The 20114-nt window shown below is 47.6% G+C and carries 22 protein-coding genes; 8 read left to right on the forward strand and 14 right to left on the reverse strand.

The window, feature by feature from the left end; translation table 11 throughout:
- The first annotated feature begins 29 nt into the window (after nt 1–29).
- Complete coding sequence (locus BUC30_RS00355; RefSeq protein ID WP_244536407.1) at nt 30–917, forward strand: radical SAM/SPASM domain-containing protein; 888 nt, start codon at nt 30–32, stop codon at nt 915–917.
- Between the two features lie 198 nt (nt 918–1115).
- Here BUC30_RS00355 and BUC30_RS00360 read toward each other — a convergent pair whose 3' ends face one another.
- The gene (locus BUC30_RS00360) at nt 1116–2696 is read right to left on the reverse strand and encodes an ATP-binding protein (protein ID WP_073423886.1); all 1581 of its coding nucleotides are present in this window, start codon (nt 2694–2696) and stop codon (nt 1116–1118) included.
- 77 nt (nt 2697–2773) lie between these two features.
- The gene (locus BUC30_RS00365; protein ID WP_073422907.1) at nt 2774–3268 is read right to left on the reverse strand and encodes a nucleoside deaminase; all 495 of its coding nucleotides are present in this window, start codon (nt 3266–3268) and stop codon (nt 2774–2776) included.
- A 159-nt stretch (nt 3269–3427) separates the two neighbouring features.
- Between BUC30_RS00365 and BUC30_RS00370 the strand changes: the two genes are divergently transcribed.
- On the forward strand, nt 3428–4300 hold the full coding sequence (locus BUC30_RS00370; protein WP_073422909.1) for an arginase family protein: 873 nt from the start codon (nt 3428–3430) through the stop codon (nt 4298–4300).
- Nucleotides 4301–4321: 21 nt separating this feature from the next.
- On the opposite strand, the gene BUC30_RS00375 is transcribed toward BUC30_RS00370, so the two are convergent.
- The 3 genes from BUC30_RS00375 to BUC30_RS15980 form a co-directional block, all read right to left on the reverse strand.
- Complete coding sequence (locus tag BUC30_RS00375) at nt 4322–4534, reverse strand: PDDEXK nuclease domain-containing protein (RefSeq protein WP_073422911.1); 213 nt, start codon at nt 4532–4534, stop codon at nt 4322–4324.
- A gap of 98 nt (nt 4535–4632) precedes the next feature.
- Nucleotides 4633–5061 carry a DUF1016 N-terminal domain-containing protein gene (locus tag BUC30_RS00380; RefSeq protein WP_170861475.1) on the reverse strand — a complete coding sequence of 143 codons (429 nt, stop codon included), beginning with the start codon at nt 5059–5061 and terminating at the stop codon, nt 4633–4635.
- A gap of 221 nt (nt 5062–5282) precedes the next feature.
- Nucleotides 5283–5450: a hypothetical protein gene (locus tag BUC30_RS15980; RefSeq protein WP_170861476.1), complete on the reverse strand. Its 168-nt coding sequence runs from the start codon at nt 5448–5450 to the stop codon at nt 5283–5285.
- Between the two features lie 208 nt (nt 5451–5658).
- Between BUC30_RS15980 and BUC30_RS00385 the strand changes: the two genes are divergently transcribed.
- On the forward strand, nt 5659–6279 hold the full coding sequence (locus BUC30_RS00385) for a DUF6088 family protein (protein WP_073422914.1): 621 nt from the start codon (nt 5659–5661) through the stop codon (nt 6277–6279).
- On the forward strand, nt 6263–6772 hold the full coding sequence (locus BUC30_RS00390) for a nucleotidyl transferase AbiEii/AbiGii toxin family protein (protein ID WP_083555443.1): 510 nt from the start codon (nt 6263–6265) through the stop codon (nt 6770–6772). The genes BUC30_RS00385 and BUC30_RS00390 overlap by 17 nt, the downstream gene beginning before the upstream one ends.
- A gap of 70 nt (nt 6773–6842) precedes the next feature.
- On the opposite strand, the gene BUC30_RS00395 is transcribed toward BUC30_RS00390, so the two are convergent.
- Complete coding sequence (locus BUC30_RS00395) at nt 6843–8540, reverse strand: pectate lyase family protein (protein WP_073422917.1); 1698 nt, start codon at nt 8538–8540, stop codon at nt 6843–6845.
- A gap of 177 nt (nt 8541–8717) precedes the next feature.
- Here BUC30_RS00395 and hisC point away from each other — a divergent pair, with 177 nt between their 5' ends.
- A complete protein-coding gene (gene hisC, locus BUC30_RS00400; protein WP_072827079.1) occupies nt 8718–9827 on the forward strand; it encodes a histidinol-phosphate transaminase in 1110 nt (369 codons plus the stop codon).
- Nucleotides 9791–10675 (forward strand): pseudouridine synthase, encoded by an 885-nt coding sequence (locus BUC30_RS00405; protein WP_139260757.1) that lies wholly within the window; start codon nt 9791–9793, stop codon nt 10673–10675. Before hisC ends, BUC30_RS00405 begins: the two co-directional genes overlap by 37 nt.
- Here BUC30_RS00405 and BUC30_RS00410 read toward each other — a convergent pair.
- From BUC30_RS00410 to BUC30_RS00430, 5 genes are all read right to left on the reverse strand, one after another.
- Nucleotides 10596–11480 carry an NAD(+)/NADH kinase gene (locus BUC30_RS00410; RefSeq protein ID WP_073422919.1) on the reverse strand — a complete coding sequence of 295 codons (885 nt, stop codon included), beginning with the start codon at nt 11478–11480 and terminating at the stop codon, nt 10596–10598. The two genes, BUC30_RS00405 and BUC30_RS00410, sit on opposite strands and share 80 nt — an antisense overlap.
- A gap of 74 nt (nt 11481–11554) precedes the next feature.
- On the reverse strand, nt 11555–12934 hold the full coding sequence (locus BUC30_RS00415) for a 3-phosphoshikimate 1-carboxyvinyltransferase (RefSeq protein ID WP_073422920.1): 1380 nt from the start codon (nt 12932–12934) through the stop codon (nt 11555–11557).
- A 19-nt stretch (nt 12935–12953) separates the two neighbouring features.
- The gene (locus tag BUC30_RS00420; RefSeq protein WP_073422922.1) at nt 12954–14138 is read right to left on the reverse strand and encodes a prephenate dehydrogenase/arogenate dehydrogenase family protein; all 1185 of its coding nucleotides are present in this window, start codon (nt 14136–14138) and stop codon (nt 12954–12956) included.
- Entirely contained in the window at nt 14138–14401 is a 264-nt protein-coding gene (locus BUC30_RS00425; protein ID WP_014547164.1) for a chorismate mutase, read from the reverse strand. The genes BUC30_RS00420 and BUC30_RS00425 overlap by 1 nt, the downstream gene beginning before the upstream one ends.
- A 21-nt stretch (nt 14402–14422) precedes the next feature.
- Nucleotides 14423–15586: a mechanosensitive ion channel family protein gene (locus tag BUC30_RS00430; RefSeq protein ID WP_073422924.1), complete on the reverse strand. Its 1164-nt coding sequence runs from the start codon at nt 15584–15586 to the stop codon at nt 14423–14425.
- Between the two features lie 57 nt (nt 15587–15643).
- Between BUC30_RS00430 and galE the strand changes: the two genes are divergently transcribed.
- Nucleotides 15644–16660, forward strand: coding sequence for a UDP-glucose 4-epimerase GalE (gene galE, locus BUC30_RS00435; RefSeq protein ID WP_073422926.1), 1017 nt, complete (start codon nt 15644–15646; stop codon nt 16658–16660).
- Between the two features lie 175 nt (nt 16661–16835).
- Here the strand turns inward: galE and BUC30_RS00440 are convergent, their stop codons facing one another.
- From BUC30_RS00440 to BUC30_RS00450, 3 genes are all read right to left on the reverse strand, one after another.
- A complete protein-coding gene (locus BUC30_RS00440) occupies nt 16836–17306 on the reverse strand; it encodes a hypothetical protein (RefSeq protein ID WP_073422928.1) in 471 nt (156 codons plus the stop codon).
- Between the two features lie 231 nt (nt 17307–17537).
- Nucleotides 17538–18128, reverse strand: coding sequence for an inorganic diphosphatase (locus tag BUC30_RS00445; protein WP_014547160.1), 591 nt, complete (start codon nt 18126–18128; stop codon nt 17538–17540).
- A gap of 119 nt (nt 18129–18247) precedes the next feature.
- A complete protein-coding gene (locus BUC30_RS00450) occupies nt 18248–19519 on the reverse strand; it encodes a BamA/TamA family outer membrane protein (RefSeq protein ID WP_244536408.1) in 1272 nt (423 codons plus the stop codon).
- A gap of 98 nt (nt 19520–19617) precedes the next feature.
- Between BUC30_RS00450 and BUC30_RS00455 the strand changes: the two genes are divergently transcribed.
- Entirely contained in the window at nt 19618–20082 is a 465-nt protein-coding gene (locus BUC30_RS00455; RefSeq protein WP_073422931.1) for a hypothetical protein, read from the forward strand.
- The last annotated feature ends 32 nt before the right edge of the window (nt 20083–20114 follow it).

Genomic DNA, 20114 nt, shown 5'->3' on the forward strand with positions numbered 1-20114 from the left:
GCGTAGCGATAGGATCCATAATTTTTCCAATGATTAACAGCGTCTACATCGAAATCACGAACGTTTGCAATTTGCATTGTAGCTTTTGCCCATGTGGCAAAGAGCCTGCGAGCCGCACGTTCATGGATTCCAAGCTGTTCGAAACATGCATCGCAGGCGCTCAAGAAATCGGTGCAACAAACGTCTACTTTCACGTTCTCGGCGAACCCACGCTCCACCCCGGCTTTGTACATTACCTCAAAAAGCTCGAACAAACGCCATTAAAGCTAACGCTCACGACTAACGGCACAACAATTGAGCGCACTGGTCGCCAAATTCTTGCCTCGCCCGCCGTTCGGCAAGTCAACTTTTCGACGCATGCCTACGCGGAACTCCCCCGCGAAACCGCTGAACGATATTTGCAAAATGTTCTTGATTTTTGCAGTCTCGCAATTATCGAGCGCTCCGATCTCTACATCAATTTGCGTTTATGGAACGTCGGTGCCGATGAAGCCTCCTCGTGGAACAGCTACATGCTTAAGCGCATCCACGAAACATTCGGTATCGAAATCACGCCTGGGCATTTTTGCAGCCGACACAAGAGTTTCAACATCACAGGGCGACTTTATTTGCACGAAGACACAAGATTTGAATGGCCTTCAGCGCAATCCGAAAACAGTAACAATTGTCATCCAGAGCAAAACATCGCAGGCACTTGCCGCGCGCTAGACACTCACATAGCAATCCTCCACGACGGTCGCGTTGTCGCCTGTTGCCTTGACCATAGCGGACAAATTACACTTGGGCATATAACCGAACAAAACCTTGCTGAAATTGTCAACAGTCCAATAGCGCAAAATATAAAAGAAGGATTCGCGCAGCACGAACTACGCCACCCTTTTTGCCAAAATTGCACATTTTGCAAACGATTTAAATAAAGAATCCTCAACAAGGAATGAAGAGGATCAATACTCTGATAAATTGAGTGGTTATTATTTTTCCTTGAATCGTTCTCTCGAAAGATTCGAAAAATGGGCAGCTTCTTCGACTTCGGCAATGGACTTATAGCCATAAACTTCGCTGCATTTTTTGAAATCCATTTTGAACGGCTTTATAATAGGGTTCAACGATATAATTTACCCATCCACCATTTTCCAATCGCTGATATTCCGTTTTTTTGAATCGATGTTTACGGCAACTTTGTATAGTTTCTTCGGTAAATCTTGTTCAGTTTTATGTAGTCTGTACGGATCAAGGTAACCACGGCTGTCAATTTGAGCTAAAGCATCTTCAATCGAACCGTCCAATTTGAATTCAATGACATATACAGCAGTCTTTGTTTCCAACACTATATCGGCACGACCGCCAGCAGATTTCTGTTCACAATGTACTAGGAACGGAGTCGCAATACGAAAAACTCCGAAAATTAAAGTACTATAGAGAAGTTCATCCCGCTTTGCGGCATCGTAAGGGATGTCGCTCAAGTAAACCTTGATTGCATCCATCACAGAAGCCACATCGCCAGAATTAAATCCGTTGATGATTGTGTTCGCAACGGCGTTATACGCCATAGAATCCTTGCCCGAAAAATACTTTAAAAGTCCCTTGGTAAAGCCTTCTGCAACTTCCTCGTTCGGGTATGCCAGCGTGTATGGCAAGAACTGCGATTCGTCATAACCTTTAATAGTCAGGTAGCCGCTCTGGTATAGCACAGGAACTGGGCTGCCATTCCCTTCTGTCGGAACATTAAAGTCATCAGCAGAAGCGGCAATTCCGTTTTTCAAAAGCTCCGGATCAATGCCAAACTTGCAAATCCAATCCATGAGGTATGTCGGAGTTCCCGTTTCGAACCAGTAATTTGTAAGATCTTTATCTTGCAATGCATTTATCAAACTGAACGGATTGTATACGTCTGGCGACTTTTTGGAAAAATGGTAACCGTCATACTTGCGCTTAAGTCCCGCGCACACCTGTTCAAAAGTTTTGCCGGTAGCTTGAGCCATCACCTCAATTTCGGGATTCATCTGCGTCCGCAGTTCTTCTTCGGTAATGCCACAGAGAGCCGCATAATCATCGACCATGCTGATGATTTTCAGGTTATTGAGTTCGCTAAAAATACTCAACTGGCTGAACTTGGTAATACCCGTAATGAATATGAACTTAAGATGATCATCAAGACTCTTGAGCGGGCTGTAAAAGTCGCGTAATTTTTGACGCATTTGGTCAAAAGCATCTTTGTCAACAAGAGTATCCAGAAGCGGAGCATCATATTCATCAACAAGGAAAACAACCTTCTGCCCCGTTTTTTGCTCGGCTCTCAATATGAGTCCGTTCAATCTGGAACTTGGAGAATTCTCGTCAATTCCTTTCCCGTAAACTTTTTCGTATTCAGCAAGACTGAGATTAATCAGTTCATCCAGCATGCCGGGGTTCATATATTTCATTTTGCTGAAATCGAACCTTAAAACTGGATGTTTTTTCCACTCCGTTTCTAGCTTGTCAATGGCAAGCCCAGCAAACAACTCCTTGCGACCACTAAGGTAACAGTCTAGCGTACTGATAAGCAACGATTTTCCAAAACGCCGAGGGCGAGCCAGAAAATAGACTTTGCCTTCCTTGACCAGCTTATACACCAAACCGGTCTTATCAACGTAAATCGCATTATTCTCCCGGATAACCGAGAAAGACTGCATACCTATAGGGAACATTCTTGCCATATCGCTAATATAATAAAAGAGAGCAAAGCGAACAAGCGGGGACGCTTTCGACCCCATTTGAGAGTCTCAGAACCACTTTAATATCGGGTTTTGTCCGTCTTTGTTGCCCATTTTTTGAATGCGACAAGAGCCTCGTTTCGCATAAAATGATCGCACTTAATGGCGCGTTTTTCGTACGGCAAGTCGAGCTGGTCATAGATAAAGGAATCGTCGAATTCAATTGCTGCTGCATCAGCTTTTGTATTGGCGTAGCAAATGCGCTTGACACGAGCCCAGTACAGAGCGCTCAAACACATTGGGCAAGGTTCGCAGCTCGTGTAAACGGTACAGCCATCCAGCATGAACGTTCCGAGTTTTGCGCAAGCATTTCGAATTGCAGTCACCTCAGCATGAGCCGTCGGATCGTTATTCGGCACAACGCGATTTGCGCCCGTTGCCACGACTTCACCATTCTTGACAATCACAGCGCCAAACGGACCACCACCATTATCAACATTTTCAACGGACAACTGAATAGCCATCTGCATAAAGCGCTTGTCTTCATCCGTAATATTCTTCAATTCTTCTTGCATAAAAGCTCCTTGACTTCACTAAAATAATCAAAAACTCGGAGAAAATCAACAACAGGAAAACTTCAAAACACGCTATTTTTCCCAAAGTCTGTCATGCCAGCCACTGAGCAGGTACCGCCTTTTTTGCCCAAGGCAGCAGATTTTAATTATTTTTGAGTCATGATGATTACGGTTCAAGATTTCACGGGCGTTTACGCCGAGCAAGCCTTTATGCAAGAACTGCGCGCCACCGCAGAAACAAGCAAGGACGTTCGCTGGCTCGACTGCACGAAAATCGTAGGAACCGACTGCTACTGCGACGACGACGCCATCAAGGAAATTAACGATTTAATCGACAACGCAGAAAGCAACAGCAAGAGTGAAAGCGACCGCAATATCGAGAATCGCGACAATTCCACAAGCGACATTGCGCCGCAACCAGGTATTCACTTTTTTGACAACGGCAATTATCATTACATGAGCAAGCTCTGGACCGACAGAATCCAAGAGCCGTTCACGCTCATCGTATTCGACCACCATCCCGACATGCAACCGCCCCGCTTTGGCGGAATTTTAAGCTGTGGCGGCTGGATCAAAGAAGTCCTTGAAAACAACAAGTTTATCCAAAACGTCATCATCATCGGAGTCAAGGACGAACTCGTCGAAACCGTCCGCGAAGAACTTTCGCAATCCGGGGAATCGAGCATTTTAGAAAAGGTGACTTTCATCAAAGAAAGCGAACTCAGCATTCTCTCGTCTCTAATCTGCAGCGATTTTGTGAACGTCCTCTCGCCAAATCTCTACATTTCCATCGACAAGGACGCACTCTTACCCACCTACGCTGCAACCAACTGGGACCAAGGCTCGCTTACACTTGACGCCCTCAAAGATTGCATCACAGCCCTTGTAACAGGTCGTAAAATTCTCGGCGTAGACATCTGCGGTGAACGCGCCCACGATTTCGAAGGCGACGAGCACCACACCGTCCAAGAAGCAGATTCGCTCAATAGCGAGCTGAATCGCGAACTTGTCGAGTTTTTGCAGAAGATTTAAACTAAGCACAAAGTCAAAAGATTATACTTCATTTTCTACCTTTTTTTCTGAATGCTCGTGTTCATAGAGAACCTTCTGCATTTCTATTTCACGAGCAAGTTCTTCCTTAGATGGCAAATATGTCAAATACTTGGCAGCGTACATACGCTTATTTGTTGCAAGCGTTGAAAATTTTGCCACATCGGCATTTGTTTCTGAACAAAGAATCACACCGACAGTCGGGTTATCCCCCATATTCCTTTTATAAGTGGTTCAAAATTGTACTTTCCAGGGTTGATTCAGTCAATGCAGCATCTTGATTTAGCCCCAAGAACTCAACAATCAATGGATTCTTAATAAACTCGGAATTCAGCAACATGCGATTCCATTTTTCCTAATTTTACGGATTTAGCAGGCAAAGCCTGCTGAATCTTTACTATTTCTTTTTTAAATTCAGCAGGCAATGCCTGCTGAATTTGCAGAAATTTAAACAAACAATAAAATTTTCTAAAATTCCTAAGTTGCGTCTCAGAAAAACCATTACCAAAATTTTCGGTTAACGAAGCTGAAGCTTCTTCAATAATTCGTTTCCCATAATCCGCCCTAGCTTTACCTTGCTGTTCTTGCTCCACGATTCGCCAACCTAGTAGCCAGTTACAAGCCACCTGCATCAAGTTTGCTGCACGAAAACTCATTTTTCGAGCAGTCGAAACAATAGACCGCAAATCAGCGATATAGTTTTCGCTATCAGTTTTTCTTTTCTTAATTTCTCTAGATTTCATTTCAGCCTCCATTTTGCCGCATTTTACAGCTGTTAGATTTTAGAGGCGTTCCCTTATTCCAAAATTTCAGAATAAAAAAACGCATTTCTCCATTCGACAGAGAAACACGTCATGCATTAATGTACCTAATATTAAAATATCTGGCTAGGGGTGCAATAAAATTTTACATAATTAGGGATTTATGAACTGCAGATGTGTGATTTTCAGAAACTTATAAACCACTACACACAATCATCAAGGAGTTCTCTAGCAAAAGAATATCTTTTCGCCTTGGAATTTTTAGCAAGTTTTTTTGCCTCTTCGATAGCGTCTAGCGTGAGATTAGAAAAAATCTCAATATCGGCCTTAGTAGCCTTATCGATTTTTGTCTGTAAAACATCATTTGCCATAGGATTATCTCGTTTTCTGTAAATCTAATCCTATGTCAATGTAAGTGCAATACCTCAAACCGTTATTCTGCGGACAAAAAATTCGACAGGGAAACACTCGTGACTTGAAATTATCTAAGCGACCAAAGAGAATTAGTTCGGGATGAATTTCCCTATTGACAAACAGAATTTAATTACATATATTAAATTCCGTTAATAAAGGATTGATATGCTTTTAGAATTCTTAAAATCAAAATTCGGACCAGGAAAACCCATTTTTACGGAAGATGCCGAACCTCTAGGACTTTCAGCAGGAAACCTACGTCAACAGTTCAAGAAACTTGTTGATTCCGGAGAGCTTTTTCGCTATGAGCCGGGAGTCTATTTTCTGCCAGACACCAATCATGAATACTCCCCGATTTCATCTAATATGGTTGCGGAGTACAAGTACATTACCAATGGAGACGAGATCTATGGCTATTACTCAGGCTACACCTTCGCAAATCAGCTTGGTTTGTGCTTACAAGTGCCTTATAAAGAAGAAATCGTAACAAACAACACAACAGCCATCGCACGTGAAGTTAAAGTAGGAAACATTCCATATTACATACGTCGCGCCAAAATCGCTATCACCAAAGAAAATCGCAATGTTCTTCAGCTTCTGGACTTGCTAAAGGATGTGGAAGAATACACCGATTACTGCTGCGAAGAGGAAGCACCAGACATCATCCGCAGGCATATTTTGCGCAACAAAATTCTCCGTGCCGATGTGGACAAATATATCGAGAACTTCCCTCTAAAAACGTACAAGTACATCTACGACTTGAAGCTTTATGATGTATTTGCATAAAGACAAAGAAATGTTCTTTAACTTTTTGGAATCAGTCAGCAAGATTTCCAAAATACAAGCGGATCTTGTCGAAAAAGACTACTATGTTTCACTCATTTTGAAAGAAATCGCTACATCTTCAGACATAGTCGTTTTTAAGGGTGGTACATCTCTTTCAAAAGCTCTCAAAGTCATTAACCGTTTCTCGGAAGATATAGACATTTCATTTTCGGAACATATCGGAGCATCTCGCCGAAAGAAACTCAAATACAATATAATAGCACCTATCGCTCAAAAATTGGGACTTACTATCACAAATTTTGATAAGGCTCAAAGCGACCGAGATATAAACAATTACATATTCGAATACAAGCCGATATGTAACTCCCATGTACATATAGTTCCTGCAGTTAAGGTAGAAACAAGCTTAATTACAGCAGTTTTTGACAACACAAAATACAAAGAAACAAAAAATTTTTTGAAAAGAATCATTGATTCAAATGTATTTGCATAAGCGCTCATGCGTTCTGCGCAATGACATAAAAAAAAGATGCCGCACGAAGTTCGGCGCGGCACCCCCATTTCTACTTCACGGTAATAAACTTGCTTCGATCCACGCCTGCGCCGGGCGCGGTCATACGCATCACGTATAGCCCTGCAGGCAGGCCGCGAGTTATCCAAGCGACATCACCGACTTTTGCGGATTCCACATTCATACGGCGTACCAATGCGCCCTTCGTATCAAAAATGCTGACGCGATAAACACTCGGTTCAACCATAGCAATCGATTTTGAGCGAATTGATATAGTCTTTTCTTCCGATGAATCTTTTTCAGCGGCCTTCACAAGCGTTACATTAAACTGGTCGATGTTCGGGCCATCATTACCGCCAACGGTTGCAAACTTCACTGCATTTTCGCCGGCAGCAAGATTCACCAAGACTTCAGCCGTTTCCCAGACAGTCCAGCCACCAGTTGTCTTGAAAGATGTCGTTGCTGTATCCAAACCTGCAGAGATCGCTAGAGAGCGTGCTTCACTGGAGCCATTCGCGAAATCGATATCGAACTTGTATTGCCCAGCCGTATCGACTTTCACGTTCACGACGACATCGCCACCCTTATCGAAATTCACATAGCCATCGCCGTGGTAACCGCCATTGCTGCTTTCAGAAACGCCACCTGTAATCGTACCCGTTTCGGCCTGGAACTGTTTATCAGGTGTCGGCGGCTCCGGTTCCACATAGTTTGCATCGCATTCCGTCGGACTCTTGAGCGTAGCGCCCGCATTCGCTTTTACGGCAGCTTCGACTTCACTTGCCTTGAGCATAAAGCTTGAGTATTCATATGGCGGCGTGAAAGAGGTTCCCGTTCCCCTTGTATTGCCAGAGCAGTTCGTAAAGATGTTGTCGATAACTTCATTTACGCCCGTGCCGTTGGCGTTACCCGTATAAATCGGATTTGCCTCGTTGATAAACACATTGCGTTCTGTGCGCACGCGGCACATGTGGCCTGCCGAAATTCCAAGCACGTCCGTACCATTCGTGATGCTAGCGTCACCCGTCAAAAGATTGTTCACCACGTGCACATTTCCGTAACGGCAACGCGGTTTACGCTGGTTAGCGGCCTTCCACCAGTTGAACATGTACGTGACATTCAGCTTGCCTTCGCTTTCGGGTTCATTGTCAGAACTGCCGATGAGATTCGAAAGGTTGTGCGAACTCTTTTTCTTGTAGCCAAAAATGCACCACGTAAACGTTACGTTATCTGCACCTTTTACCACATCGGCATTGCCATCCTGACCATCCCAGAATTCACAGTGGTCAATCCATATATTTTTGGAACCGTTATTTTCAATGGTGAGGTTGTCCCAAGCCTGCTCAGCATTACTGCCCGGCCCTTGAATCACGATATTGCGGACGATAATGTTTGAAGCCTTGCTGATGTGAATTGGCGCTTTAAGCACAGTCCCCGGCTTAAGTCCGATGATGGTCTTGTTGGAACCCGTGATATTCAAGCGGTCCCCCGTTCGCCCGCTCCAGCCATCGCCAAGCGTACCGTCTATGTAAATCACACGCGGAGAAGAATCCTTCGCGTACTTTTGCAAATCAGCAAATGTTTTTACCGTAATGGGTGTTGCGTTTCCGCCACCGGTTACATTAAACTCGGTCGAAGTGCGGCCCGAGCGAGTCGCCCAGCCAATCGGTTTGCACTGATCCACCGCCGCAGACGCACTCAGAGCAAGTCCGCACAACACCGCTAAAATTCGATTCGAAGCTTCAAACATCTCAATAAATTCCTTATTTTTCCAACATATAATTTATATTCCCAAAGCCATTATAGGGCGCAATTCCGAATTAAATTTCTAGACATTTTGTCAAAGAAACCAAGCGACGAAACTAAAATTGCTATTATTCCTTACGGATTACAAATAATCAATAACTATAACTAGCAAATAACAACTATGGATATCAATCAGCTCGCACAACAGCACATTTTGAAGCAGCCGCTCTACGTGACCGGCAAACCCATCGCCTACACCGCTCGTGAATTCGGCCTCGACCCGAAAGACATCGACAAGCTCGCCAGCAACGAAAACCCGTTTGGCCCGAGCCCGAAGGGCATGGCCGAAGCTCGCAAGGCTTTGGAAGAAGTGAACCTCTATCCGGATGGCGGTTCTTACGACCTCATCGGAAAGATTGCTGAATTCCGCGGCGTGAACCGCGACCAGATTGCTGTGGGTAACGGCAGTAACGAACTTTTGGACATGATTGCCCAAGTGTTCCTCGGCCCCGGCACGGAAGCCGTCATGGGCAACCACAGCTTCGCTGTTTACAAGCTCGCCACGATGGCCATGAATGCCAAGATTGTTGAAGTTGACATGCCGGCTCCGGGATACAACTACAACCTCAAGGCTATGCGCGACGCCGTGAACGAAAAGACCCGCATCGTGTTCCTCGCTAACCCGAACAACCCGACCGGTTCTGACCTTACCGCCAAGGAAATTTTGGACTTCGCCGACAGCCTCCCGGAAACTTGCGTTCTCGTGATGGACGAAGCCTACACCGAATTTATCGAAGACACGCCGGAACTCGTTCCGGATTTCAACAGCCGCATCGCCGCTGGCAAGAACATCATCTGCTGCCGTACGTTCAGCAAGATCTACGGTCTTGCAGGCCTCCGTGTGGGCTACTGCATCACCCGCCCGGAAATCGTCGCCCTCATCAACCGCGTGCGTGAACCGTTCAACGTGAACAGCATCGCTCAGGCAGCAGCAATCGGTGCTATCGACGACCAGGATTACGTGAACAAGGTTCGCGAACTCAACAAGAAGGGGCTCGAACAGCTCAAGGCTGGTTTCAAGGAACTCGGCCTCGCCTACGTCGACAGCCACGCAAACTTCATCGCCGTCAGCGGATTCAAGGATCCGATGGACGCCTTCAAGTTCTTGCAGGCCAAGGGCACCATCATCCGTCCGCAGCCGGCTATGGGTGACGTGCTCCGCATTACCGTCGGTACCGAAGCCCAGAACAAGAAATGCCTCGAAAACATCAAGGCATATCTCGGCAAGTAAACCGAGAAAGAGACTGCGCGAAGCCCGCGTCTGGCGCCACTAAAGCCAAAGCTCACGGCGTTGCCCGTGTGATTTCTAAGCGCGGTTTTTGTAGCAGAAGCCAAGCAGAAAACCTGGTCCGCGAGGGCCGGGTTTCTTTGCGTGGAAAAATCGTCCGCGATCCGGACACACCCACCCGCGAAAATGATGAAATTTGCGTTGACGGAAAACCCGTAAAAGCAAGCGAGTTCATTTACTTTATGATGAACAAGCCGCGTGGCTACGTCACTACGGCAAGCGACGAAAAAGGGCGCACAACCGTCATGGACCTTTTCCGTGAGCAATACGCCAAGATGTTCCCCGGCAAGCCTGCGCCGCATATATCGCCCGTTGGCAGGCTCGATGCCGCCAGCGAAGGGCTTTTGCTATTTACAAACGATACGCAATGGGCGGATGTTTTGCTGAATCATCAAGAGTCGCGCGGCCCCACCCACACAAAAATCTACCGCGTTCAAGTTGCGGGAATGCCAACTGCTGCGGAACTTTCGCAAATGGAAGCGGGCTTCAATGTACCGCCTCGCGTCTTTGGCGAACCCGAAGAGTTCATGCACGCCGTCAGCGCCAAGCTCTATAGCGCAGGCGAAAAGAACTGTTGGCTCGAAATCACTTTGGACGAAGGCAAAAATCGTGAAATTCGCCGAATGCTCGCGAAGCTCGGCTACGAAGTTTTACGTCTTGTGCGCATCAAGTTCTGCAATTACGAATTGGGCGATTTAAAGCAAGGCGAAATTAAGCAGATCGCGGCTTACCCGTCCAACCAAGCTTTTCACGAAGAGCGCCAACAAATCCCGTGTGACGCATACGAATAAACGTCGTCACAAGTTTACTTTCAGACAACATCACATATTCATCCGGTTTCATTTCAAGCGTGATGCGCCCGTCAAAAACGAGGTCCAGCGAGCAATTCACCGCAGACGCCATTCGCAACTTTTTATCCGTCAGCGAAAGCACAAGCGGACGCACCGAGAGGCTGCTCGGAGCCACAGGCGTGAGCACCACTGCAGGCGTCGAAGGATGGATAATCGGACCGCCAGCAGCAAGGTTGTAAGCCGTTGAACCCGTCGGCGTCGAAACGAGAATTGAATCCGCCCAGTATTCCGTCAGGCAAGTATCGTTATAAGCCACGTTCACGTTCACCATACGTTCCGGAGCGTGAGCGCGCACATGGACTTCGTTTAAAACGGTCTGCTTTGCAATGCACTTTCTGCCGTGGTAAACCGCAGCCTCGATCATCATGCGTTCGCGAGTCGAGAAGTCGCCCGCAAGCAAGCTATCAAGCGTCTTGGTCAAGCCTTCCACACGCGATTCCGCCAAGAATCCCACGCGTCCGGCATTCACACCAAGAATCGGGATGTTATGACCAAGCGCCAGGTGCGCGGCCGTCAGCACAGTGCCATCACCGCCAATCGCAAGCAGCAAATCCGTCTTCTGCAACGCGGATTCTTTCACCACGCGAATCGGCTTTTTCACGAGCTCCTTGAGGGAATCGAGCGCATAAAATTTCACCTGCGGGTGTTCAAGCGCCCAAGAAGTAATCTGCTTCAAGGCACATGCCAAATCGGCACTTTTGTCCTTGAATCCGACAATTCCAATGCTGCTGAAAGACTTTTCCATAACCATCCTCAAGTTTCGCGTTCACTCAAAGTGTTCGTTCCGTGCGTAGCCTTTATACCTTCCGCGCGCAATCCCTAGCCCGCTTTTTCAGCGTTCTTCTCGGCGTTTTCTGCCACAAGCACATTCTTGAGCTTGTCGACAACACCCGGGAACATCGCTTCGACCTTGTCCATATTTTCAACCGGTTCATCGTTTTGGAGCGCAAGCGACAACACGCTCAAGGCAAGCCCCATCTGCGCCGAATCGCCACCGTCAAAATCACTACCGTTCACAATCGTTTCAAGGCCGCGAATCACAAGGCCATCGTCGTACACGCCAACTTCGGCCCCCGTCTTGCGCAAGTTCACCGCCAAAAATTCATTCTTGGGGCGCATTTCCTTGCGGACTTCCTTGGGCACGCGCAAAATCGTTTCGCCTTCGCCGTAGCAAGCCGCCACAGCCAACAGCGGGTATTCTTCGAGCGCTGTCGCAATCACGTCTTCGCTAAAGCGGCGACCCTGCAAACGCTTTCCAGAAGCGAGCGGTTTGATTTCAACATCGCCAAAAACGTCACCATACTTTTCACGACGGCTCACCGTTTCAACGTTAGCACCCATGCGCTTGAGGCATGTGAGTGCACCTGCACGGCTGCTGTTCAAGTCTACGTTCAAAAGCTTGATGACGTTGTCCTTCGGCATGTTACCGACAGTCGCAAGTACCGCAAACGCAGTCGCTTCCGTCGTATCACCCGGCACATAGTATTCACGCGCGGTAATCACCTTCGTCTCCGAAAGTTCCGTGAACTGCGTACGTTCAATCTTCTTGCCCTGTGCAATCATCAAGCGGCGTTCAAATTCGCTCAACTGTTCCATGCCACGGCCTTCATATTTCACAGCCGCACCAAAGTAAATGAGCATTTTCGTCCACTGGTCATGCACCGTAGACTTTTCTTCAAAATTCAAGTAATCATTGCGGATAAGCGCTCGGAGCAAAAGCCTGTTGCGCATCACAGACGAAACGTTCCCCAGAGAATCCTTTTTGACGTTCAGTTCATCGCGCAAAAAGTTAAAGACAAACTTTGCCGGTTCATCTTTTTGCACCTTGATCTTGAAATACTTCTGGAGCGTTTCCTTCGCTGTATTCACACGGGCAATTCCCGCATCATCGACTTCAGCGGCAAACGTGTAAAGCTGTTCATCGTCCTTGCTCGCGAGCGTCCAAAGCATCACGTTATCGGCTTCGCCAAACTTGAACGGAAGCATGGTCGGAATAGAGTACTGGAACCCCTTGCCATTCAAGACTAGCTGATGTCCTTGCAATTCGTAAGTGAGACCAAAATCTTTCAGCGCCTCGGCATACTTTTCACTACCACTTGCCCACGCAAAATTTTCCAACACGGTGCGGCCATTCACCAAAAGCGCCATCACCAACGTCAAATTCATCCGTTCACGGTCGGGATTCATCAAGAATTCCATCGTCTATTCCTTAAGCAAATTAACGTCTTTCTTTAACTTCGTATTCCAAATATTGCAGAGTCTTCACGGCACGGGCCGCTTCTTCTTGAGTCTTGAAAGCAAGCAAAAGCGTACCCGCCACATTTTCGCGGACCTTCATGAGTTCTATGTCGCGAATGTTGATGCCTTCTTCGGCAAGCGGCTGCATCACGCTCAACAGAGCGCCCGGCTTATCCTTGAGCTGGACCGTAATTTCGTAGAACGAGTTGGTGTTATTGCGCCCCGGAGCAAACAAGCTCGCACGGCCATCGTTACCCGCCTTGAAAATATCGGCAAGCGCCTGCGAATTATCCGCAACCACGCTATGCTCGTCATTTTCAAAATCACCCGAAGCAGGCTTACCGTCTTTCACGACGTTGAGTCCGTTCATCGCCGCAATCGTCTTGTCGAGGCCATCGCGGACTTCGCAAAGGGCGCGAGTAGTCTCATCGCGATTGGTCACCGCAATATCGTGCCACATTCCCCAGCCCGAAGCGGCAATGCGCGTCATGTCGCGGAAAGCGCGGCCCGCAAAATGCTGGTAGTTGTGCTTGAGCAAACGTTCCGGCAAGTTTCCGGCAAGCGTCGAGCTCAGCATCTGCGGCATGTGACTCACCCATGCCATCGTGCGGTCGTGATGTTCCGGCGGGAACACGACAGGATTTGCGCCCACAAAGCGGATAATTTCCAGAAGCGGGGCATAAACAGATTCAGGCGTTCCATCCGGCGGACAGACAAACCAGTACGCATTTTCAAAAATCGCAGGGTCGTTGTATTCGCAAGTGCGTTTTTCGGAACCCGCCATCGGGTGGCTGCCGACAAAGCGGAACGGAGCGGGCAAGCGAACGCCCGCCTTGCAAATTTCAACCTTTGTCGAACCGATATCACTCACCAAGATTTCTCGGCCAGCATCAGCACCAGCCCACGAAACTTTACCGAGAGCATCAATCATCTTCAAAATGTGGAGGATTGGCGCACAGAGCAAAATCAGGTCGCTATCCTTTGCCCACTTTTCAGTCTCATCGTATTCAAAAAATTCATCGGCAAGTTCAAGTTCACGAGCACGTTTGAGCGTTGCAGGTGAACTTACAGCACGAATCTTCGTCGGAAGCTTAGCCTGTTTGATGGCAGCAGCAATCGAGCTTGCCAAGAGGCCAAACCCCACCATGGTAATGCGACCGACCATTATTCTTCCACCTTGCGAGTTTCTTCCATGATGACACGGAAAATATTCTGGAACGATTCCGGAGAAAGCGGGCCACCGGCCTTTGCGGCCTTCTCGGCGACCAAATTCAAGACAGACTGTTCGCGACCTTCATCAAAAACGGGCAAACCTTTCTGTTTCTTGATTTTCCCAATTTCAGCAGCGTATGTAGCCCTCTTGTTGAGAAGCGACATCAGTTCATCATTAAGTTCGTCAATGCGAATGCGCCATTCATTAATATCCATATTGACGAATGTAGAAAAAAATTACGGCACGCGGTTTGCGTACTGGTACAGCGAAAGCCCAAATTCCGGGAGCGATGCAATCAGAAAATCAAAAATATCGGACTGGATATTTTCGTATTCTATCCATTCCACCGTATTGGCAAACGCATAGATTTCAAGCGGGAGCCCGGTCGGCGTTGGCGCAAGTTGGCGCGTCATGAGCGTCATGTCTTGAGCAATCGTCTTACGGCTGCGGAGATACGCCGTGCAGTAAGCCCTGAACGTTCCGATGTTTGTCAAATGGCGGCCATTCAGTTTTGTAACCGTGACATTTTCCGACACGCCAGAATTTTCACCGATTTCACTTAACTTTTGTTCTAAGTACGGGCGCAGCACATCAATCTTCATGAATTTTTCAATTTCTTCAGGCGTCAAAAAGCGGATGCTCTGCTGGTCAATGAAAAGCGAACGCTTGATGCGGCGACCGCCGGATTCCTGCATACCACGCCAATTACGGAAAGAATTGGTAATCAAGTCGTACGCCGGAATCACCGAAACCGTATTGTCCCAGTTACGTACTTTCACAGATGTAAGCGTGATGTCTATGACCGAACCATCAGCATGATGGCGTTCAATTTCAATCCAGTCGCCCTTGCGCAAGAGGTCCGACAAGTTTATCTGGATTCCAGAGACCAAGCCAAGAATTGAGTCCCTGAAAACCAACAACAAGACCGTCGCCATGGCACCAAGTGTCGATAAAATAATCACCGGGCTTTTATTCACAATCTGCGACGCCACAAGGATGGTCGCCACACAGAACATCGCAAGTTTAATCGCCTGGAAAATGCCACGCATCGGGCGCAACTTCATTTTCACATTGCGTTCATTCAAGCTTTCAATGACATCAAGCACAGCACTTGCAAGCAAGAACGCCGCTACCGTGAACAAAATATTTCCGATATGTTCACAAAATTCATAAAGCCAATGTCCCTTTGCAAGCACATATGGGAACGACTGCACCAGAATTATCACCGGCACAAAAAAGAGCGCACGCGAAATCACTTTCTTTTTCACGAGCAAGTCATCAAACTTGTTCGGAGTCTTTATGGCAATCCATTTCGCAAGCGGATGCACTACGAAATACAAAAAAGCATAAACAGCCACAACAACAGCTGAAAGTATCGCAAATTGGTAGTAATCGTTCATGCCTACAATCTAAAAATTTCGTATATTATGCACCGAACTTTTATCATTGGAGCAATCATGAAAATAGCCGTTATGGGTGGCGCCGGTTATATCGGAAGCCATACAATTATTGAACTCTACAAAGCAGGTCATTCCGTTGTCGTAGTCGATAACCTCGTAAACTCAAGTGACGAATCTCTCCGCCGCGTAGCAGAAATCGTAGGCTCCCCCATTCCATTTGTCAAGGCTGACGTCCGTGATGCCGCCGCCATGGACAAGATTTTCAGCGAAAACAAGTTCGACGCCTGCATCCACTTTGCAGGTCTCAAGGCTGTCGGCGAATCCGTCGCGAAGCCGCTCGAATACTACGAAAACAACATGAACGCCACTTTCGTGTTGCTCCACGCCATGCGTAACCACGGCTGCAAGAACCTCATCTTTAGTTCTTCGGCAACTGTTTACGGCAATCCAGCACAAATTCCTATTACAGAAGCTTGCCCCAAGGGTCAATGCACCAACCCCTACGGACAGACGAAGTCCATGCTCGAAGAAATCCTCCGCGACGTGCAAAAGGCCGACCCAGAATGGAATATCGTTTTGCTCCGTTACTTCAACCCGATTGGCGCACATCCGAGCGGACGTATCGGCGAAGACCCGAATGGCATTCCGAACAACTTAATGCCTTACATTACACAGACCGCAGTCGGACTCCGCAAGGAACTCGGCGTGTTTGGCAATGACTACGACACCCCGGATGGCACCGGCGTTCGTGACTACATCCACGTCTGCGACCTCGCCTCTGGCCACGTGAGCGCACTCAAGGCAATCGAACGCAAGTGCGGGCTCGCTATTTACAACTTGGGTACAGGTCATGGCTACTCCGTTCTTGACGTCGTAAAAGCATTTGAAAAGGTCAACAACGTCAAGATTCCGTACAGCATCAAGCCGCGTCGCGCAGGCGATATCGCCACTTGCTACTGCAACCCGCAAAAGGCATTCGACGAACTCGGTTGGAAGGCCCAGTACGGCATTGAAGAAATGTGCCGCGACGCCTGGAACTGGCAAAAGAACAATCCCAAGGGATACAAGGGCTAAGCCCTGTCTTTTACAGAGTCATCCCGTCCGAAGCATGTCACCCCGGCTGGAGCCTGTCCCGGATTTATTCCGGGATGCCGGGGTCGCCTTTTATAAAAGGAAAAGCCTCCCGCTTAAGCGAGAGGCTTTTTAACTTTGGCAAGCGAGCAGGCGCTCGCTAAAATTTTACGCAAAATTAGTCGCGGTAGTCACGATGAGTGTGGTGTTTCTTGCGCGGCGGTTCCGGGCGATTGTTGCGATAGAGATCTTCGCATTCGCTGATGCTGCGAGCGGCAAAGAACTTACCACGTCTCGGATCTCTGCAATCAATACGGTCAGCGCGGTCACGACGGTAATCAATCTGCATCCAGACATCACCATTGTTGCAATAGAAGTCAAACTTGCGTTCCTTTTCGCCACGATAGCATTCGCCACGGCTATACATCTTCTGATCGTTGCTATAACGTTCAGCATGGATTCTGTCATGACGGTCGCACTTCGGTTCTGCAAACTTGCAGGTGATCGACGGAGCCGGAGGTGGTGGCGGAGGAGGCGGAGCCACGCGAGAGCTTTCCTCTTTCTTCGGTTCAACGTTAATCGTCAATGCCATAGCAGACGTGCTAAGCAGCATGAGCGACATCGCGCAAGTAAGCATAAGCTTATTCATAAGACCTCTATATAATTTAATTGTTACAACAAAAATAATATATTAAATATTTTGTAACAAAACCATCAAATTCTAAAAAAAATGGCCTCGCCCTCAAAGGCAAGACCATAGACAAATTTTATAACCCGCGACGCTAACCGCAGCTCTCGCTACTAAATGAGTTTACCGCTTCGCGGTTCTTTAATCAGCGGCTCGGCAATGCCCGTGCAAGCACGGTCGCTGCACTCGCCTTTAGATTAATTCCTCAGCGGTTATCTTTTCGTCGTGTTCGGGTTCCTGGTAGCAGGATTCCGGCACTTGGACTTGGTTCTGAAAGTAGGCCTTGTGAGCGGCAATCACCTTTTCACGGGCAAAAGCGGCATCCTTCCATTCACCAATTTGTACGTCCTTGCCTTCCAGTTCCTTGTAGTTCTGGAAGAAGTTCTTGGTAATGCGGAGGAACATCTGGTCCACGTCAGTAATGTCGCAGAACGGACGCGGGTTGAACACCGGCACGCCCAAAACCTTGTAGTCCTTCTTGCCACCGTCGGTCATATCAAGCGCACCGATCACACGGCAAGTGCAAACCGTACCCGTAATCATGGATGCCGGGCTGTAAATGAGCATGTCCAAAGCGTCACCATCGTCAGCCTTGGTACTCGGAATAAAACCATACGTGCAAGGATAGCTCATAGAGCTCAAGAGGCAACGGTCAAGACGGAACACATGCAGGCGTTCGTCGTATTCATACTTCAAGTTCGTGTCTTTGCCGATTTCCACGACGCAATCCACTTCGTAAGGATACTTGCGTCCAATAGGAAGATCCAAATAATTAATAGCCATTTATTCTCCGTCGGCCCACTTTGAGCCTCATTATCTTTTTATTACAAATATAATCCCTAATTTAGTATTTATTCGGAAATTGTAAAGTCTTTTTTTACCAAAGTATATTCAAAACCGAATTACCTACTCCGCCAGCGCTGCGTTGTCGTCTTGCCCAAGATACCCCAACTAAACTTCGGTTTTCCCGTATCGGGGCTGTAGCCAATTTCAAGACGGATTCGGTCAAGTGCAGGGATCACGATATGCAGACCACCATAGACTGCCCCTTCGTAATTTTTCCATCCAGGAGCGCCCTTGTCCCAAAGCACGCTTGCATCAAAACCTGCCACCAGCTGGATTCCGTAAAAGAAGTTGATTCCCCACAACGAAGCCGAACGGCGTTCCAATAGCACAAAACGTTCTTCAAGATTCAAGAGCATTTCGTGAACGCCCAAATGGTCCGCATCCGGACTGTTAAGACCACGGAAAGAGTTCGTACCGCCATGATAGAAATAATCATAGCGCTTTACATCGCCCGGACGCAAACGAACAAGCGCTGTTGCCCCCGTAACAAAACGACCGACCGAATAGTAAGCGCGAGCATCTTCCAAGAATTCAACAAAATTTTCGCCGCGCTTTCCGCCAACGCCCACATGCGTCACATCGCTTTCAAAATAAATTCCCTTGCGGGTATCGAGTTCGCTATCGCGGTAGTCCACAGCAAAGCCAAGCCCAAATTCCGGTAGCACGCCAGGTCCTTTTTCAAGATAGCGATAAGTCAACTTTCCTAAAAGCGAATAATGCGGAACAAATTTCCAATTCAAGTCCAAACTCAACAACCAACTCGCGTCCTTGAATTCACGGAGATCGTCCCAGCTATCGGTTCGCGTAAAATCAATATTCCAGCCAAGCGGGATGCCAAACAAATATGGCGAACTCGCGTAAAAGGCATACTCGTTATTTTCAAAGAACGGATCGATAGCCGTGCGGTAGTGCACTTCGGCACGAATGTCTTCGCCAAGCACATTCAGGTTCGCAAGCGCAAGTCCAAGCATAAGACCATCGCGGTCAGTTGTCTTGCTATCCGGCGATGGAATCCAACGGAAGATTTCTTTGAAATTATAAACGACGTTTCCACCTTTACAAGAAACGTAAATATCCGTAAAGAGGTCCAGGTCTTGCAGGCGAAGCTTTTCCGACTCAAAAGTCTTCTGCGAAAATTCGCCCCCAACCTTGTGCGTGAGTTCGCGCCACACCACACGCGGCTTCGTATGTTCCAAGCCTTCAAACTCAATCGATTCGATTTTTGCACCATCGCTACACTGGTCAGAATCGACACGCAGCGAATCCGACTCTGCAGCGTTTGCAGATACAAAAGCGGAAACGACTCCCGCTAACAAAAAAGTCTTCACAAAAAATTTCACGAATCAAAGATACAAAAGGCATTCGCTAGCGTTTTTTGCGAAGCTCACAAAAATTGCTATATTTGAGGCACCAAATTGAGGTGATTATGTTAGACTTTTTAGCAAACAACTGGCCCTACCTGATTATTCTGGTCGTGGTCGTCGCTTTATTTTTTGTTATCCGTGGTGCGCTCAAGGGCCTGAAAGCCAGAAGCCCGTTCAACATGGAAAACATCCGCAAGAGCACCGAACCGAACTTCCTCGCTCTCCAGCAGAAGTCCAAGGCATTGCTCGCCGACGCCGACATGATTTGCGAAATCAAGCCGGGCAGCGATCAGGTCATCCCGAAGAAAGAAGATGTGAAGTTTTTCCGTCGCGCTGTTTCGCAGAAGTTTAAACTCGCTGTGTTCCAGGTTCCGGGTACAAACAAGGTCGTGTTCTTCTTCTGCAAGACCGAAGCAGGCATCAAGAGGAGACTCCAGAACTTGGTCATCAACCAGAAGTTCCGCGAAGGAAAGCCGCCTTACATGGATGTCGCTACTGGTGAAAAGCTGAGATACCCGAAGGCTTAGGATCCAGTTAATTTTTCTTTTAAATATACCCC

Source organism: Fibrobacter sp. UWB7 (genome assembly GCF_900142945.1).
GTDB lineage: Bacteria > Fibrobacterota > Fibrobacteria > Fibrobacterales > Fibrobacteraceae > Fibrobacter.

Coding starts and splice junctions, on each gene's coding strand:
- BUC30_RS00355 (WP_244536407.1), top strand. CDS start 30: ATGATTAACAGCGTCTACATCGAAATCACGAACGTTTGCAATTTGCAT.
- BUC30_RS00360 (WP_073423886.1), bottom strand. CDS start 2,696: ATGGCAAGAATGTTCCCTATAGGTATGCAGTCTTTCTCGGTTATCCGG.
- BUC30_RS00365 (WP_073422907.1), bottom strand. CDS start 3,268: ATGCAAGAAGAATTGAAGAATATTACGGATGAAGACAAGCGCTTTATG.
- BUC30_RS00370 (WP_073422909.1), top strand. CDS start 3,428: ATGATGATTACGGTTCAAGATTTCACGGGCGTTTACGCCGAGCAAGCC.
- BUC30_RS00375 (WP_073422911.1), bottom strand. CDS start 4,534: ATGGGGGATAACCCGACTGTCGGTGTGATTCTTTGTTCAGAAACAAAT.
- BUC30_RS00380 (WP_170861475.1), bottom strand. CDS start 5,061: ATGAAATCTAGAGAAATTAAGAAAAGAAAAACTGATAGCGAAAACTAT.
- BUC30_RS15980 (WP_170861476.1), bottom strand. CDS start 5,450: ATGGCAAATGATGTTTTACAGACAAAAATCGATAAGGCTACTAAGGCC.
- BUC30_RS00385 (WP_073422914.1), top strand. CDS start 5,659: ATGCTTTTAGAATTCTTAAAATCAAAATTCGGACCAGGAAAACCCATT.
- BUC30_RS00390 (WP_083555443.1), top strand. CDS start 6,263: ATGATGTATTTGCATAAAGACAAAGAAATGTTCTTTAACTTTTTGGAA.
- BUC30_RS00395 (WP_073422917.1), bottom strand. CDS start 8,540: ATGTTTGAAGCTTCGAATCGAATTTTAGCGGTGTTGTGCGGACTTGCT.
- hisC (WP_072827079.1), top strand. CDS start 8,718: ATGGATATCAATCAGCTCGCACAACAGCACATTTTGAAGCAGCCGCTC.
- BUC30_RS00405 (WP_139260757.1), top strand. CDS start 9,791: ATGCCTCGAAAACATCAAGGCATATCTCGGCAAGTAAACCGAGAAAGA.
- BUC30_RS00410 (WP_073422919.1), bottom strand. CDS start 11,480: ATGGAAAAGTCTTTCAGCAGCATTGGAATTGTCGGATTCAAGGACAAA.
- BUC30_RS00415 (WP_073422920.1), bottom strand. CDS start 12,934: ATGGAATTCTTGATGAATCCCGACCGTGAACGGATGAATTTGACGTTG.
- BUC30_RS00420 (WP_073422922.1), bottom strand. CDS start 14,138: ATGGTCGGTCGCATTACCATGGTGGGGTTTGGCCTCTTGGCAAGCTCG.
- BUC30_RS00425 (WP_014547164.1), bottom strand. CDS start 14,401: ATGGATATTAATGAATGGCGCATTCGCATTGACGAACTTAATGATGAA.
- BUC30_RS00430 (WP_073422924.1), bottom strand. CDS start 15,586: ATGAACGATTACTACCAATTTGCGATACTTTCAGCTGTTGTTGTGGCT.
- galE (WP_073422926.1), top strand. CDS start 15,644: ATGAAAATAGCCGTTATGGGTGGCGCCGGTTATATCGGAAGCCATACA.
- BUC30_RS00440 (WP_073422928.1), bottom strand. CDS start 17,306: ATGAATAAGCTTATGCTTACTTGCGCGATGTCGCTCATGCTGCTTAGC.
- BUC30_RS00445 (WP_014547160.1), bottom strand. CDS start 18,128: ATGGCTATTAATTATTTGGATCTTCCTATTGGACGCAAGTATCCTTAC.
- BUC30_RS00455 (WP_073422931.1), top strand. CDS start 19,618: ATGTTAGACTTTTTAGCAAACAACTGGCCCTACCTGATTATTCTGGTC.